The organism is Shewanella sp. FJAT-51649, from assembly GCF_019457435.1.
GTDB classification, from domain to species: domain Bacteria; phylum Pseudomonadota; class Gammaproteobacteria; order Enterobacterales; family Shewanellaceae; genus Shewanella; species Shewanella mangrovisoli.
The window spans coordinates 2,631,791-2,647,802 of the sequence record NZ_CP080411.1 but is presented as its reverse complement, the minus strand read 5'-3'; the positions used below and the strand labels follow the sequence as shown (position 1 = coordinate 2,647,802).

The following is a 16,012-nucleotide window of genomic DNA, read 5'->3' as shown; positions in this document are numbered from 1 at the left end:
CTAAGGTTCATTACCGCTGATTAGGGCCTCAACTGCTCAACCATAGCGACAAATTGGCTGACACCATTGCCGACATCGGCAAGGCCGGCGGCGACATGATTGATACTGTCCTCCCCATGCAATGCCACATTGGTGATGTTGCTCAGTTGATGATCGATGTTTTTGATAAGGTCGGTATTTTGCTGAACCACATTCGCGATTTCGCTGGTCGCCGTGGAGGTGCGAGAGGCTAACTTTCTGACCTCATCTGCTACGACAGCAAAACCTCGCCCAAGATCGCCCGCTCTTGCTGCCTCAATCGCCGCATTGAGAGCGAGTAAATTGGTTTGTTCTGCAATGCCACGGATGGTGATCACTATGTCGTTGATATTTTTTGATTGTACGAGTAGCTCACCACCAATATTCGAGGCATTTTTAACTTGTTCGGCAATTTGATGCGAAGTACAGACGGCTTCGTTCAGCACTTGCACCGCATTTGTGGTGATTTGTGAGGTTTGCTCTGACGTCGCCGCCGCCATGTCCACCGCTTGAAGGGCGGTATTGACTCTATGGGAGATATCCGAAGCAAACTTTACGATCTTATACACCTTATTTGATGCATCACGGATCGGATTGTAGGTAGCTTCAAGCCAAATCACATTGTTATGTGCATCGATGCGTTTAAAGCGTCCGGTGAAGTGTTCGCCTGCGGCGAGTCGTTTCCAAAAGTCGGGTCTAATACGGTAAAACTCGTTGTCGCAGAACATCTTATGGTGCTTACCTTGGATTTCATCTAAACGGTAATGCATGATATCCAAGAAGTTTTGATTCGCGGTGATCACTGTGCCATCGGGTAAAAACTCAATAACGGCTTGGGAGCGATCGAGGGCATCGAGAATGGCATTTTTAGCAATGAGGTTAAGTTGTGACGCCGTGACATCATTGGCGATTTTGATGATTTTCACGACGTCACCCGCACTGTTTTTTACGGGGAAATAACTGGCCTCGACATAAACTGGGATGTGGTTTTTCTTTAAACGTTGGAATGTCCCCGTAAACGCATTGCCTACAGCAAGTTCCTGCCAAAACTTTTGATATTCCTGCGAGCCCGAGTATTGTGTCGTACAAAACATTCTATGGTGTTTACCAAGAATTTCATTGGCACTGTAACCCATGACATCTAAGAAAATATCATTGGCTTCAATGATTTCACCCTTAGGTGTGAAACAAATATAGGCGGTGTAGGCACGAATCGCCGCCAGTTCATTCTCAAGCGTTTCGGCTGCAGTAAAACCTGATAAATGGTTGTTCGCATCCCTGTTATTTGATTTAACTTTCCACCAAAACATAATGTCATTCCTTTATTAATCATTTGGTTATTAACAAGAAAGCATCACAACGGCACTGTGCTATCTGCTTATACACCACAGGTTCATCAAACCTATATGTAGGAGTGAGGTTTAGACGCGTTGTCGAATTAACCTATTATTAACATATAGTATGATGTTCTTTATATCCATCTGATATTCATTATATTTTTAGCTGATTGTTTAGTGTGCTATTTAGTCGCTCCGAATTGGCTTTCAACAAAAGCCTAGTCTGTCATGCTCCTATTTGCCGAGTTTATAAGCAAAAAATCTACCCATGATCGACAAAGAGAAACAAACTGTGCCTTGATTGGATAGGTTCTTACGCTTTGTAGCTAACTAAGTGATGTTATTTTGTGCAGTAAAGGGCTGCGGTTAAACGCAAAGGTAAAGCATTTTTACCGATAGATGATTAACGCAATATTGATTGGCCTTATCGGTTAATAGGGCGGTTGTGAGTGAATGATTAATGATTGCAATGGGTTAAGTGTTTGCTAGGTTTAGGGCTACTTATGCTAAGCACCCGCTTGCGCCAGAATAAAGAGATCCGTTGTAGCCGTTGTTCCCTCTGGTGTTGGAAAGGGCTGGCGCTTGACATCTCGTATCTGAAAACCATTGGCTACAAGTTGTTGTTCAATAAAATCATATTGATGGTAATGCACATAGACACTGTCGCCAGTGCTACCAGTTTGTAAACCAGAACGGCTATCTTCACCCTCCATGGTGCTCAGATACACTATGCCCTGCGGCGCAATCAGGGCGCGAAGATGCGCAAAAAACGCGACCAGATCCGTTTGGGATAAGTAAGGCAGCGCAAAGCCGCTGGCGATAAGATCAAACGGCGGCATTTTTCGGTCAATAAGCTTATGAAGATGACGGCAGTCCATGATCTCAAAGTGACCCGAGGGGACATTTTGTTTCGCGAGCGCAATCATTTGCGGGGCGAGGTCGATACCAAAAACCGTTAATTTAGGTTCCTTCGCAACCAGATAGCGGCTGATACCGCCTGGCCCACAACTGATATCGAGTAGGCGACTATGTTCGGTGAGATAGCTCAGCAGGCAATCATAGGTTTGGGTGTATGGGGCAAATTCCAGATATTTGTCCTGATACTGTTTGGCATGTTTATCAAAGGTCGCCACTGTAATTTGATAGTTATCTTTTACTTGCGACTTCAAACCTTGCTTCCTTTATCAGTGACCAAAGACTTCGATGATAACCAGTCTAGTACAATGCATTTCAGCCCAACAAAGTGAGACTAGACGGGATAATCCAAATCGAGCTTGATATTGAGCCCTAACTGATAGGCGTGTTCTTGCATCAGCCTCGTCATTAAAGCGGTATCCGTCAGTTGCGACAAGGTGATGGGGCGAGCTTCCCATCGCGGCGCGTGACCAGCATAGTTGCAATGGGCAAGATATAAGCGGTGCTGACTCTGATACAGGGTAAAAAAACGCATATCACAGTTTGCTGCAACGGTTAAATAAGGTTCAAAATCAAGCTCGTATACTTGCATTGCCTCAAATTCAGACCAACGAATGTAACGTGAGCATTCGTAGCATTGTGCGGGTAATTGCGCCTCAGCTTTAATGCCATCAAATAAATTGATGACATCTTGCATCTGGTGCAGTTTGATCATGGCTTGTTCCGTCAATCTTAAGATCCTTTTACTTGTTTATTCTTAATTTTAATCAATAGGTTAACTATTCATTCGTTATCACTTAATCGCGCCAGAGCCTATCGGCTAAACCTGAGGCCCGCTGGGTGGCTTGTTGGCTTGCTCGCTCGAAAACTTGCTGTGTGCCTAAACAGCTAAAGTGTTGTTTTGCACGGGTAATCGCAGTGTAGACTAGCTCCTTGGTGAGCAATTGCCACTGTACTAGGCTCGGATTTGGCGGAAGTACGAGGGCTACTCGATTAAATTCACTGCCCTGACTTTTATGTACCGTCATGGCGTAGCTGGTTTCATGGCTAGGCAGCCTTGCCGGGAGCACTTTAAGCAGTTTGCCATCGGCTTTGATAAAGTGGGCCATCAGTCGCTCTGGCCTGTCTTCATCCTGCAAAATCAAGCCAATATCACCGTTAAACAAGCCCAAGTTATAGTCGTTGCTTTGGATAATAATCGGCCTGCCGAGGTAAAACTCTTGCTGCGGATGGATCAGCTTGGCTTGAGACAGCGCCTTAGTCACGGCTTGATTGATACCTTCGACACCATAATCGCCACTGCGCATGGCACACAGGATGCGATACTGGTTAAAGCGGGCAATGGCTTCGATGGCGCTTGGCACCCTGCTTGGATCTGAAATTTGCAGCGGACGTAAATACTCGGCGTATTGCTCACAGGCCTGTGTTAGCTGGGCATGAAGTCCGCTGTTGTTTGCAGGCTCGCTGATTTTGGCTTGGGTCTGGCTCAGATCCATACTGTGTTCTAGCCAAGTAAGCTCGGCCAGTCCCCGTTGCCATACGGCCAAAATCCCCGCCAGATCGGAGTGATTTACCGCACTGGCTAATAGGCCAATGCCCGCATCGCCCTTAAATCTGTGGCTGTGGGTCAACATACACAAACTGTCGCCAATCTTTGGCTCGCGGTGAATATAGGCGCGTAAGTCAAAGCCGGTGAGCTTGCTCAATTGTTCGGCCTGAGCTTGGCTATAACGCATTCGCCATTCAGAGTGTTGCTCCGACTCGTATTTTAGCCCTGCGCAAATATCGGCTAGCACGGCGCCTGCTTCAACCGAGGCGAGTTGGTCTTGATCCCCCAGCAGTATCAGCCCCGCCTGTTCGGGGAGGGCCGTGAGCAGCTTATACATCATAGGCAAATCGACCATTGAGGCTTCATCGACAATCAAGAGATCTAGCCGCAGGGGATTGCCCTGATGGTGACGAAACTGCGCCGAATTGGGGATAACCCCCAGCAGACGATGTAAGGTTGATGCCTCTTCCGGCACTTGCTTGAGCGCGGCTAACAGCGCTTGGGTTTCGTGACTTTGTACTTGTTCGTTTGTCGCTTGAGCCTGTTTGAGTTCCTGCTCGAGTCTTGCTTTCGAGGCCTTTATCGATTCACTTAAACGGGCGGCGGCCTTACCTGTCGGGGCGACGAGTCTTATCTGTTTTGGTGAACCTAATTGCTGTAGCAACAGTAACTTAGTCACTGTGGTGGTTTTGCCTGTACCAGGGCCGCCGGTGATCACCGCAAGCTTCTTGCCGAGCGCCGTTGCCGTCGCCACCTTTTGCCAGTCGATATGAGGCTCAAGGGTTGTGGTTGCATGGGAAGATGCGGCGATTGGAAATAAGTAATCGAGCTGCCTGCGTAGCGGCGCGTCTGAATCTTTATCATTGCTGTTGGCGGGCTGACTCAATGATAGCCTTGTCAGGGCGATGGCAACCTCGGTTTCGAAATGATGATAACGCTCAAGATAGAGTCGACCGCCATCAAAAATCAGTGGCTTATTGCTGTGAGGTTCGCCAACGGCCTCAAAATTTTGCAGCCTTGCAATCAGCTCTGGCAGGCTCAAACGGATTTGGCAGTGGTTAACCGGCTCAGCCATCGGATTGGCTGGCACTATATGCTCGAGCACTAGGCAGGTATGTTGGGCCGAGAGCTGTTGGCTTAACAGGGCGCACAGCAGCATAAACAATGGCTCTTGGGCATCATTAGGATGAAGCCTTGCCATCTCGAGGGCAAAATGGCGATCCAGCGGGGTGATCAGCCGCTCCTTTTCCCAGTATTTGAGTAGCTCTGCGAGCGGCGCCTTGAGTCTGAGTGCGCCAACGTCAACCCATTGGGGTGATACTTTTGGGGGCGTCAGTTCGGTGCTGTGGTTCATGCCATTGCTCCCGTATCCTGTTGATTCACTGTGCTTGTCTCTAGGCTGCGCTGAAACAACGCATCTAAGGCCAAAATAAGCGCCTTGGGCGGTTTATCGTAATAAATACCAAAGCCAGGATGTTGCACCGACATTCCCCGTAAAAACAAATAATAACAGCCGCCGATATGGGTATCGTAATCATAATTGGGCAAGCGCATCGCTAAATAACGGTGCAGCGCAAGGGAGTAGAGAATATATTGCAAATCATACCTATGATCGCCAATCGCCTGTTTCAGCGCGCTATGATGATAGGCTTGAATATTATCCCCCAGATGGTTCGACTTATAGTCGGCAATATAAAACTTGCCTTGATATTCAAAGGTTAAGTCGATGAAGCCCTTGAGCATGCCCTGTAATTCATCAAACTGCAGCTCGGTGTCATAGCCAAATTGCCCAAGGAGTTGGTTAAGATCACTATCCTTTAAGCGATTCAGGGGCAGGTAAAACTCCATCTCAACTAAGGTGTGCTGCGGCGCGAGTGCGGCTAAACACAGCTCGGGATTAATAAGCTGATTATCCTGCGCCATTAATGCCAGCGGAGCTTGCAATACCTCAAGATACCAATCCTCTAATACGGGCTGCCATTCGGGGGCAATGCCGTATTGCAACATGGCCTTAGGTAGCTCTCGGGGTAAGTCGATTTGAGCTTGGGTAAAATCAATTAACTCAAGCACTAAGTGCATAAAGCTACCCGCGTTGGCGCCGCGCTCAAAACTAAAGCGATTGAGCAGAGGTTGTGCTTGCGGTTCAACTCCTTGCCACAAAGCTTCTTGCCACAAGGGATCAATTGCGCTATTTGCTGTATCGGTACCCAATACGGCATTCACTTCATCATCGGCGCCGGGAGTGGCTTTAGCGTGGGGCGCATTTTTAACTAAGCCAGAATAACTGCCGACGCGCCATGGGGTGCGATACTGACGGCTGACCTTGCGGGCACTCAAGGTATGAGAATCACTTCCCCCCGTATGCAGTTTATTAGCCGCAATGTCGTCGGCCACTACCTCAATGCTGATCGCAGGTTGACTCGATTCGAGACCCGCGACCAGCGCCTTGGCGGCATTTTGTAGGCGCGAAAAATCACAATCAGTGTCAGTGATCCCAAGCAGATAACCGATGGCGGTTTCATGCAGCTGGCTTTTAAGCCCCGCCTTTAACATGCGGCTATGGTTGGCGATGTACAAATAACACAGGTACACGGGGCGGGTGAGCGCCACATAGAGCAGACGCAGATCTTCGGCTAAGGTTTCCTGCTTTGCCTGTTCCCAACCTTCATCCGTGCCTTCTAAATCCCACACCAGCTCCTGCGCGCCATCGGCATTGGTTCTGTGGTAGAGCATGGGCGTCGGGCGGCGGCGATTGTCCCGCGCAAGGCTGACAAAGGGCACAAAGCACACTGGGTATTCCAGCCCCTTACTCTTATGGATGGTGACGATTTGCACTAAGTTTTGCTCGCTTTCAAGGCGCAGCTGCTGTTCATCTGTCCCTGTGTTATCAATCAGTTGTTGCTCATACCAGTTGAGCAGGGCACTGATCCCATCGATTTCAGTCGCCTTTTGCTGTAACAGCTCGGCTAAGTGGCGAAAATCCGTGAGTCGACGTTCGCCATTGCTCGCCTCAAGATGAGCGGCAGCATCTTGCTCCGCTTGGTCAATGCTTGTCGGAACAGGGGAATGCAGCAGACGCGCAACCATCTGGGTGGCATTGGCTAGGCTAAGCAGCGCCGGCATAATGCCGCGTTTTTGCCAGATCTGGTGCAGCTCAAAAAACTGCTCTAGCAGTTTTTGGCGCTGCTCTTCATCTTGGTTAAAGGCATGGATTTGCTCGGCGCGATAACCAAGCAGGGCGGTCGCAAGGGCGCTACGCAGGGCACGCTCGTCCTTGGGACTGGCCAAGGCGCGCAGAATGAGCGCCATTTCCCGCGCTTCGACGGTTTCAAATACGCTGTCGCGACTTAAAAAGACGGCGCCAATCTGGCGCTTGCTCAGCGCGGTTTTCATCACGGCCGCTTCGTTTCTATCGCGCACTAAGATGGCGATATCTTTAGCAATTAATGGCCCTTTGGGCGTACGGCATTGACCATTGGCGGCCTGCGTCAGCAAACGGGTTATTTCGGCGGCGGTGTCTTCGGCCAAGGTTTGCCGAGCACTGGCCTTATTGAGCCCAGTTTCGCCTTCACTCAAGAGTTTTAACCGCAGTGCGGCACTATTGGGCGCATGCTCAACGAGTTGTTTGGCCGCCGCACTGGCTGGCGTCTTTACTGGATCGAAGGGAATCGATTGGCTGATAAAAGGATCCGAATGCTGGGCAAATAAATGATTTACTCCGGCCACCAGATTGCGACTCGAGCGATAGTTAGTATCGAGGAAATAGTGCGCCTCGGTTTGTCTGCGCGCCTCGATATAAGTGTAAATATCGGCGCCGCGGAAGGCATAAATCGCCTGTTTAGGGTCACCAATCATCAGCAGGCTTAATTTGCTATCCGTGCGAGGCTTAAGTTCAGCCGCCGTCGAACCTTGAGCTTCAATCCCCAAACGGGTTTGATAAATCCCTGAGAAAATAGCAAATTGCAGTGGATCCGTATCTTGGAACTCATCGATAAGTGCCACGGGGAAGCGATTCGCCACCGCCTTAGGTAAAGTGTCGGGATTGGCCTGCATCGCCGCTGCCAAGGTGGTGAGCAGATCATCGGGTGTCAGCACATTTTTCTGCTGTTTTTGCTTGGCAAAGCGCTCGCTGATCCCTTGTTTGGCGCTGTAAAGAAATGCGGGTTTTATCGCGTTAATCAGCGCGGCTAACTGCTCCATATGGTCAAGTAGTGGCGCTTCGCTCGCACTTGGGAGCACGCCGCCTTTATTCAGCTTAAGCTCGGATAGCGATAGGGATTCGAGCACTTTGAGCGGCGGTAAGCCGTGACCAAAGGCTAGGAAGTTATCCAGCTGGTCGAACATTTCCGCCAGTTTAGGGTAATTGTCGCTTGCTTTACCAAAACGTTGGCCGTTAAGTGGCAGGCTATGAAGTAACTCTAACAGCGCGTCGCGGCCACGCGGCCAGGCGAGTTTAAAGCGCTGCACACTCTGGCTTAAGGACTCTGCCAAACGAGCAAAGGGCTGCACTGGTTTTAACGGTTTGGCCTCACTGGCACCGAGCAAGGCTCTCAACTGCTTGACTAATCCGTCGGGATCGCCAAATTCGCTGGCAATGATTTGGGCTAAATACTCAGGTAGCGGATAGCAGGCCTCACGCCAAAAGTCCCGCACCGCATGGTGTAAAAATTCGCTGTCGTCTAAGGTGAAATCCGACTCGAACAGCAATGATGATTCGAAGGCGAGATCGGCCAAGATCCGCTGGCAAAAACCGTGAATGGTAAAAATCGCCGCTTCGTCGAGGGATTTGAGCGCCAAGTCGAAGCGTCTCAGGGCGATAGCGCGCTCGGCTTCAGGGGTCTTATCGTACAGCGCCTGCACAAAAGGATCGTTAATCTCAAGCCCTAAGAAACACTTAAAGGCAACCTGAATGCGGCGGCGAATCCTGTCCCTCAGTTCCTCTGTGGCGGCATTGGTAAAGGTTACGACCAGAATTTGTTCACAATTGAGCGGTTCGCTTAAGCCATCCCCAAGCAGTAATCTGAGATACAGGCCTGAAATGGTATAGGTTTTACCCGTGCCCGCACTGGCCTCGATTAAGCGACTGCCGCCAAATGGCAGGGCGAGCGGATCTAACGGCAAAGCGGGTGATACCTTAGTCATCAGTGCGCTCCCTCTGTGGCGGTTGGGGCTTCATTCAGGGCAAATTCCTCGAGTTGGGCGAGGGTATCCTTATGGTACAGGCTCAACATAGGGCGATAGATGTCATCGGCGAGTTTGCCAAAATGTGCCTCGGTAAAGTCATCGGGAAAATGAAACAGCCGCTGATAATGGGGATCTGTGCCTTCGCCAAGTTCACCTTGCTCGTCCAGCCATTCGCTCTGTGCCGCTTCGAGCCGGGCTTTGTGCGGATCTGTGCTTGTGTGCAAGTCTTCCGCTTCATGCGCCTCAGCGCTGGCATAGGCGAGGGAGGTTCTTGGCATAAAACACAGGGGATGAATTTGGCCCTGATAAAAAAGCTGTAATAAGTTGGCAAGCTGCGCATGGGCAAGCTCTGGCGTAATGGGCGCGAGGGCATGAAAATGCCCCATATCCAGCAGATAGCTAGGTTGCAGGTAGCTAGGTTGAGCCACTCCGGCGGCCATCAAACATAAATGACGCAAATACAAGGCTAAAATATCCCGCCCATGGGCACTGCCGGGGCGGCAAGTGACCAATCCTTTAGGGCTGATATCATCGATACGGCCTTCGAGGATCACCCGCTTGGCCTTTAACTGAGTCCCTAGATTCTGAAGGGGTAACTCGAATCTGAGCCGAATATCGGCATGGCGGGGAGCGACATCGCCCCGCATAAACAGGGTTCTACCGATTAGCGGCGCGATATCATGGCTGTATTGGCGCAGCAGTAGATCATCAAAGGGCTGCATAGGCAAATTACCGCTGGCTTTAAGGCGTTGTAACAGTTCAGTACTGGGCTCGTTTTGCCCTTGCTCAAGCGCATCGCCAAGGAGCTGAGCCTGTAATAAATAGCGCTCTAACGCATTAAGACTAAAGGGCTCATCGTTATCATCCGCTTGAATATTCAGGTTTAAATCGACTTTCAGGGTACGATTAAAGAAATACTGCGCGGGATTGCGAAAGAAGCGAATAAAGGCCGAGATATCGACATGCTCTGCTTCGCCAAGGGGCTCAATATCCTGTTGTGTCTCACTGTCACCAATTGCGTCATCTTCGAGCACTATCTGGGTATGGGCTTCGATAAATCGGCCATGCTGTAACTGGCTATTGCTATCGGGCGGACACCACTGCTGGCTATAACTCTGTTTTATCCCGTGGAAGGTGGAGGCTTGTGGCAGTGCTGCTTGATACAGTTTAGGATCAAAAGGTTGCAGCGGCTGATGGCTCACAATAGCCTCAAGTAATGCCAGTTGGGCAACTTCGTTATTGACAGTAGAAGCTTGTGCTGCAAGGGATTCAGGCAGATAACATAACTGGCAATATTCTATTAGCTCGGAGACCAGCATAGATGGAATACGCTCCGAGTTATCCCGTTCGCTACGGCCAATATAACTGATGTACAGCTGCTCCCGCGCCGAGAGTAACGCCTCTAAAAACAGGTATCTATCATCTAATCTGCGGGAACGATCGCCTTTGCGCGCACCAAAATGGGCCACCAGGTCAAAGCCCACTGGATGTTGCACCCTAGGATAGACACCATCATTCATCCCCAGCAGACACACCACCTTGAAGGGAATCGAGCGCATCGGCATTAAGGTACAAAAATTCACGCTGCCCGCGAGGTATCGTTGGCCGACACGTGACTCGGTTAAGCGTTGATTAAACCAGAGCGCCAGTACTTCGATGCTTAAATCTAAGTCGTTGGCCTGTGCCCCCATATCGGCAGGGCTTGCGGCAAGCAGCTCTTGCTCTAAGGCGGCAATCGCATCGCGAATTTCCTGCAACTGCTCACGTTCATCCTCATCGGGGGCGTAAAAGGCATTTAACAGCTCGGTGAGTTCGAGTAATCGCAATGAGGGCGCTTGCGCCTTGGCTAATACTTGGGTGGTTTCATCGAGGACTTCAATAAAATTCAACAGCTTGCCAAGGGCCTGCGCCGATTGGCCCTCAACCCCTGCAACGGTTAAATAGTGCGTTCCCTGCGGGGATGATTGATATAGCGGCGCATCGTCCCGTAAGGCATAGCCTAAGATTAAGCGTTTGATCCCAAAGGCCCAGGAGTTTTGCTCGAAGGCGGGCACGCCCTGTTTAAGGCGGCTCTGTTCATCGCGGCCCCAACGCACGCCGGCTTCATCTAACCAGCGGCGAATGAGTGGCAGCTCGTCTTCTTCGAGCTGAAAACGTCGCAAAATGGCTGGCACTTCGAGAATGCTTAAAATATCGGTCAGTCCGAAGCGGCTCTGATTAATATTGAGTAAATTCAAAAAGCTATTAATGAGTGGCGATTCCTGCGCCGCGCCTCGGTCGGCAATGGCGTAGGGGATATATTCCAGTCCCTGTTTGGCCGCAAACACCGCATCGATATAGGGCGCGTAGGCCGCGACATCCGGCATCATCACCACTATGTCTTTGGGCGTGAGTTGGTTGTCGCTATCCAGCAGATCGAGTAAATGATCGTGCAGGGTTTCGACTTCCCTAAGCGGGCTGTGGCAACTCTTGATTTGAATCGAATCATCGTCGGCTGTGAATACTCGACGATTTGCGACCTCTTGATATAGCTCAGCATCCGGCCCGAGTACTCGGTCGAGTGTCTGCATTTCTAAGATATCGTATTGCACCCCGGCCAGCATGCTAGCGTTGGCGTGGGGATCGTTAGGATCACCGCAGGGCTCGCAGTACACATCGTCCCCAAAATCACAGTGTTCTGGAGGCAGCTCAAGCAGCATATCGAGTAATTCACGGCCCATCTTGCCATTGTTGGCGAGCAGGGGATTGCCGACTTCGAGTTTATCTTCCCATTGTTCGGCTAATTGGCGTTTTCCGGCATATTGCAGTGCCATACGCGCCCGATGGCGTGGGTCGATAATGTCGCCCCAATAATGCTGACAGGGGCTCAGGCTTAAGATAATCACATCGATGCGGCCCGCGAGCTGGTGGAGCACATCGATGGTTTGGGGCGCCATGGAGGAGATCCCAAATACAAATAAACGCTGCGGCAATTTTGCGAGTGAATTGGCGCTATCGCCCAATGCGGTAATTAAATCCTGATGTAGATTGGCCCTGTGGTAGTGGCTTTGACGCAGCTCATCGCGGTTGTAGGCAATCAGCGCGCGCCAGAGGATGGGTTGCCAGCCTTGCTCCTCATTTAATTTGAGTGAATCGAGCGGTTCATTGGCTTCCCACGCGGCAATCCAGTCGGGGCGGTAAACCAAATATTGGTCGAAGATATCGGCGATGCGACCGCAAAGTTGGTAAAGCTTAATATCATCGGCACTTACGGCGTCAAGCTGATGGTTGCTATTGAGGTCAGCCGCGCTCGACTCCACATTATCTAAGGTATGGCCCAAATAATGGCGCAGTGGCCCAAAGGAAGGTTCATCCAGTAGCCGCGGCAGTAGCTGCATCAGCTTCCAGGTCATTACCGCCTTAGTGAAGGCGTTTTCCTTAGGGACATTGGGGAGCAAATCGTGGCAAAGTTGCCAAATAAAGCTTGAAGGTAGCGGAAACTCCAGCGCGGCGGCGATGCCATTTTGTTTTGCAATTTCAAGGCGTAACCAAGTCGACATCCCGGGGCTTTGCACCAAAATATGCTCACTTTGCAATAACGCCGCGCCGGGTAGCGGCTGACGCAAATACGCGGCAAGATGGGCACAGAGCACTTCCATTTGATTGGATTGGATTAACTTCAGCATATTCGACTCACAATTTGGGATTGCTGTTATGCATAGCAAAGTGGCTTGGCAATTCTATGTGACTGATTTATAAGATTCAACAATCTTGTCCGCCTGCGGTTTATCCCGCCTATTTTAACTGTTTACTCGGACCAAATAGTCGCCAGTTTAGGGCTTTAGCTGCGCTATTAAAGCGCTTTAACGCCGTTTGATAGTCACGGTCCGCAAGCTGTTGGTATTTCAGCGCGACATAGTTTTGGGTCAGGTTGTCAAACTCACGGCAAAACTCTGGGGATTGCTGCTGGTGCGTGTCAATAAGCTGGGCAGCAAAGGCATTCGGGCCAAGGTGTGCAGGGCGAGTGATGCCAAATTTACTGAGGCGCTGGCAGATACGCTGGTACTTAGCGCTGATAGGATCCTGCTCCCGTTTAAATCGAAACAGCCCCACACTGTAGGCGATATAGAGGCCGATAAGGCTAATACACACACTCATAAACACCGCCACCTTGGTTTTAGTGACATCCCCTAAAATGCCGCTTAACACTTTGTTTTGTCGTTCCTGATTGAAACCGAGCACCCAGAGGCTCCAGTAATAATCCAGGCTGGCAAAGCGCTGCCTTAACTCGTTGAGCCAAGGCATAGTTTTAAAGCGCAAACTGCTAAAAGGGCTTTCTTGTAGGTAGCTTTGTTCGGGGGAAAACTCGGCATCGAAGCCTTGTTCGATACGGTTAGGGGCGACCATGGCCGTTGGATCGAATCGTACCCAGCCTTCATTCTCGAGCCAGACTTCGGCCCAAGCGTGGGCCATATATTGATACACGCTCAGGTAATCGGCCTGCGGGTTGTATTCGCCCCCTTGATAGCCTGTGACCATACGTGCGGGTAAGCCGGTGGCCCGCGCCATAAAGATAAAGGCGGAGGCGTAATGGGCGCAAAATCCGGCTTTATTTTCAAACAGAAAATCATCGACTTGCTGCGGGCCAATGGGCGGCGGGGTGAGGGTGTAGAAAAACGGTTCGCGATTAAAATAACCCATCATGGCGAGCAGACGCTGCTTTGGCTCTGGATAGTTGGCCTTAAACTCGGTGGCGAGCGCCAGAGTTTTGGGGTTAGTGTCTTCGGGCAGTTTCAGGTTTATTTGCCGCTGCTTGGCACTTAACTTGAGATCCATTTGGGCCTTAGGAAACGAACGGGCACTGTAGCCCATGCGTTGGTCGACATTACGTAGGGAATAGAGTCGATAATCGGGTAGGTTGATGACCTTTTCATCTTGGCTATAGGCCACATCGAGTCCAAATAACCAAGGCTGGTGGCTAGGTTCAACAATCACTTGATAGTCGTATCGCTGCGGCGCATGACTGCCTGTATCATCCGTCATCGCTGTGGGGAGTCGCCGCGCGGGATCGGGTCTTGAGGGCGGAAAAAACAGCGCATCCTTTTGAATTTGTTTGATGCCGACATCTTGGCGCCAGGTTTGGCCGTCGTAATCTTCCAGCACCAGCGCGCGCCAATAGAGTTCGGCTTGGATGGGTCTTGCCTCGGTAAAGCTTACCCTAAAGGCCAATGCGGAGGAGCGGGTGAGTTTGCTGATATCGCTCACGGAAAGGGTATCCGAGAGTCCGGTTTGGGCTTCCTTCATATTCGGGACTAGCCAGAGCGGGGCAAAGCGCGGCAGAACCAAAAACAGCAGCAGCGCCAGAGGTACACTCTGCAGCAATAATTTAGCGCCAATCCAAGCGGTGTGCTGCCAGTTGTGTTTGCTTTGATACAGGGTCACCAGTACGCAGGTATTGATGATAGTAACCCCAATTAAATGCACGGTATTGAGCATAGATTGGTGGTCAATAAAGGTCAGCGCAATTAAAAAGTAGCCCACAATCACCACGGCTCGCACATCTCGGACGCTGCGCATCTCAATGTATTTTAAGGCATATCCTAAAATCAGCAGGTTGACTAAGGCGTTTAATAGCCCAATCTCTCCCGATACCAATGCGAGCGTAATCGCGGCGCCAATGGCAAGACTTGTGACTAAGTAGCGTGGTGGTTTTGCCACTTTGCCAACATAGATACCGACTCGCCACACCAGGCAAATGGCGCAGATCCCAAGGGTCCAAGGCGTCGTTTTATCAAACAAGGGGCTGAGTACCGCAATATTGGTGAGCAGCAGCCAAAACAGCGTTTGGCGGCTGATATTGTCCCCCGTCTGCGGCCCATTGGCATGATAGGTTGTCAGCTTAGATGGATTCACTTTTTGATGCGTCGAAGTTTGCGTTGTCATCGCCGCCGCTCCATTTTTGCCGCATGAACGCCTTGCCCATGGGGAGGAAGCGGGTGCTTATGGCTAACGCCTTGGTTATTCATCAGTTTATCGGTTTTATCCAGCGTGCTGATATCTTGCCCGTAGAGTGCGAGCGCCCTTTGGCAGGCGATGCGATGGGCATTGCCCGTATCGGGTGTGAGGATCAGATCTTCCGCCCCGACACGCTGTAGCCACAGACCAAAATATTGCTCCTGTTGACTCAAATGGTTGACTTGCCAACTGAGCTGACCTAATTGCTGTTCAAGCTGTGCGGGATCGGGGACTAAGGTTAGCCACACGGGATCGCCCTGAGGCTGTTCGAACTCCTTGGTTAACATGCCGCGCCCTTGGGCCCATTGTTTCCATGCCACTTGTTTGAGGGATTCTCCTAGCACATGGGGCTTAAGCCCTTTGTATTCATCGATGCCTGCAATGTATTTTCCGGCTCTTTCTAACCGTTCGTCTTCACCGGATTCGGTGGACGCTTTTAGCTGCAAAGGGCTTTCAATCGGATGGGCGTAGACAATGTGCGCATTATCGAGATCAATATGGGACCAAGCGCGGCAAAGCCCTAAGGGATAAAAGGATTCAATCTTAAGTCGTCCAGGCGATACCAGACCACGGCGATCATGGGCAAACGAGACCAAGGCTTGCACCTCATCGGCGCCGACCTGTTTGAGTAAGTAAGCTAAATTATTGGGGTAATTTAAGCTGATATTGTGGCTGCTGTGACTTGAGGTGAGCAGGACCGGAAAGGTGATGGTTTCGCCCGCATATACCTCCGGCGCCGTCAGCGCGCGAAGGCGCAAACCCGCGAGATTTTTATAGCTGTAGAGGATGCAGGTATTAAATAGACTGAGTAGCAAAATACTCAGGCCAATCACTAGGTTGTTTTGATAGTTAGTGCCAAACAGATACAGCAGCAGTACCAGAGCAAGCCAGACTAAACCAAAGCCACTGGGCAGAATAAAGATGCTGCGATGGCTGAGGACAAACTCAGAACTGGGCGGCATGCGCCTTGCCAACCAGCGTTGCCAGAAAGCCGTAAAAACTCGTTTCATCCTGT

The 16,012-nt window shown here is 50.6% G+C and carries 8 protein-coding genes; all 8 read right to left on the bottom strand.

The window, feature by feature from the left end; genetic code table 11:
* Positions 1 to 20: 20 nt before the first annotated feature.
* Positions 21 to 1,328 carry a PAS domain-containing methyl-accepting chemotaxis protein gene (locus tag K0H59_RS21340; protein ID WP_220053247.1) on the bottom strand — a complete coding sequence of 436 codons (1,308 nt, stop codon included), beginning with the start codon at positions 1,326 to 1,328 and terminating at the stop codon, positions 21 to 23.
* A 533-nt stretch (positions 1,329 to 1,861) separates the two neighbouring features.
* A complete protein-coding gene (locus K0H59_RS11780) occupies positions 1,862 to 2,524 on the bottom strand; it encodes a class I SAM-dependent methyltransferase (RefSeq protein ID WP_220053246.1) in 663 nt (220 codons plus the stop codon).
* 80 nt (positions 2,525 to 2,604) lie between these two features.
* On the bottom strand, positions 2,605 to 2,985 hold the full coding sequence (locus K0H59_RS11775; protein ID WP_041413044.1) for a hypothetical protein: 381 nt from the start codon (positions 2,983 to 2,985) through the stop codon (positions 2,605 to 2,607).
* Positions 2,986 to 3,067: 82 nt separating this feature from the next.
* Positions 3,068 to 5,173 (bottom strand): exodeoxyribonuclease V subunit alpha, encoded by a 2,106-nt coding sequence (gene recD / locus K0H59_RS11770; RefSeq protein ID WP_220053245.1) that lies wholly within the window; start codon positions 5,171 to 5,173, stop codon positions 3,068 to 3,070.
* A complete protein-coding gene (gene recB, locus K0H59_RS11765) occupies positions 5,170 to 8,961 on the bottom strand; it encodes an exodeoxyribonuclease V subunit beta (protein WP_220053244.1) in 3,792 nt (1,263 codons plus the stop codon). Before recB ends, recD begins: the two co-directional genes overlap by 4 nt.
* On the bottom strand, positions 8,961 to 12,668 hold the full coding sequence (recC, locus tag K0H59_RS11760) for an exodeoxyribonuclease V subunit gamma (RefSeq protein ID WP_220053243.1): 3,708 nt from the start codon (positions 12,666 to 12,668) through the stop codon (positions 8,961 to 8,963). Before recC ends, recB begins: the two co-directional genes overlap by 1 nt.
* A 109-nt stretch (positions 12,669 to 12,777) precedes the next feature.
* Positions 12,778 to 14,925 (bottom strand): DUF3488 and transglutaminase-like domain-containing protein, encoded by a 2,148-nt coding sequence (locus tag K0H59_RS11755; protein WP_220053242.1) that lies wholly within the window; start codon positions 14,923 to 14,925, stop codon positions 12,778 to 12,780.
* Complete coding sequence (locus K0H59_RS11750) at positions 14,922 to 16,007, bottom strand: DUF58 domain-containing protein (RefSeq protein ID WP_220053241.1); 1,086 nt, start codon at positions 16,005 to 16,007, stop codon at positions 14,922 to 14,924. Before K0H59_RS11750 ends, K0H59_RS11755 begins: the two co-directional genes overlap by 4 nt.
* Positions 16,008 to 16,012: the final 5 nt, after the last annotated feature.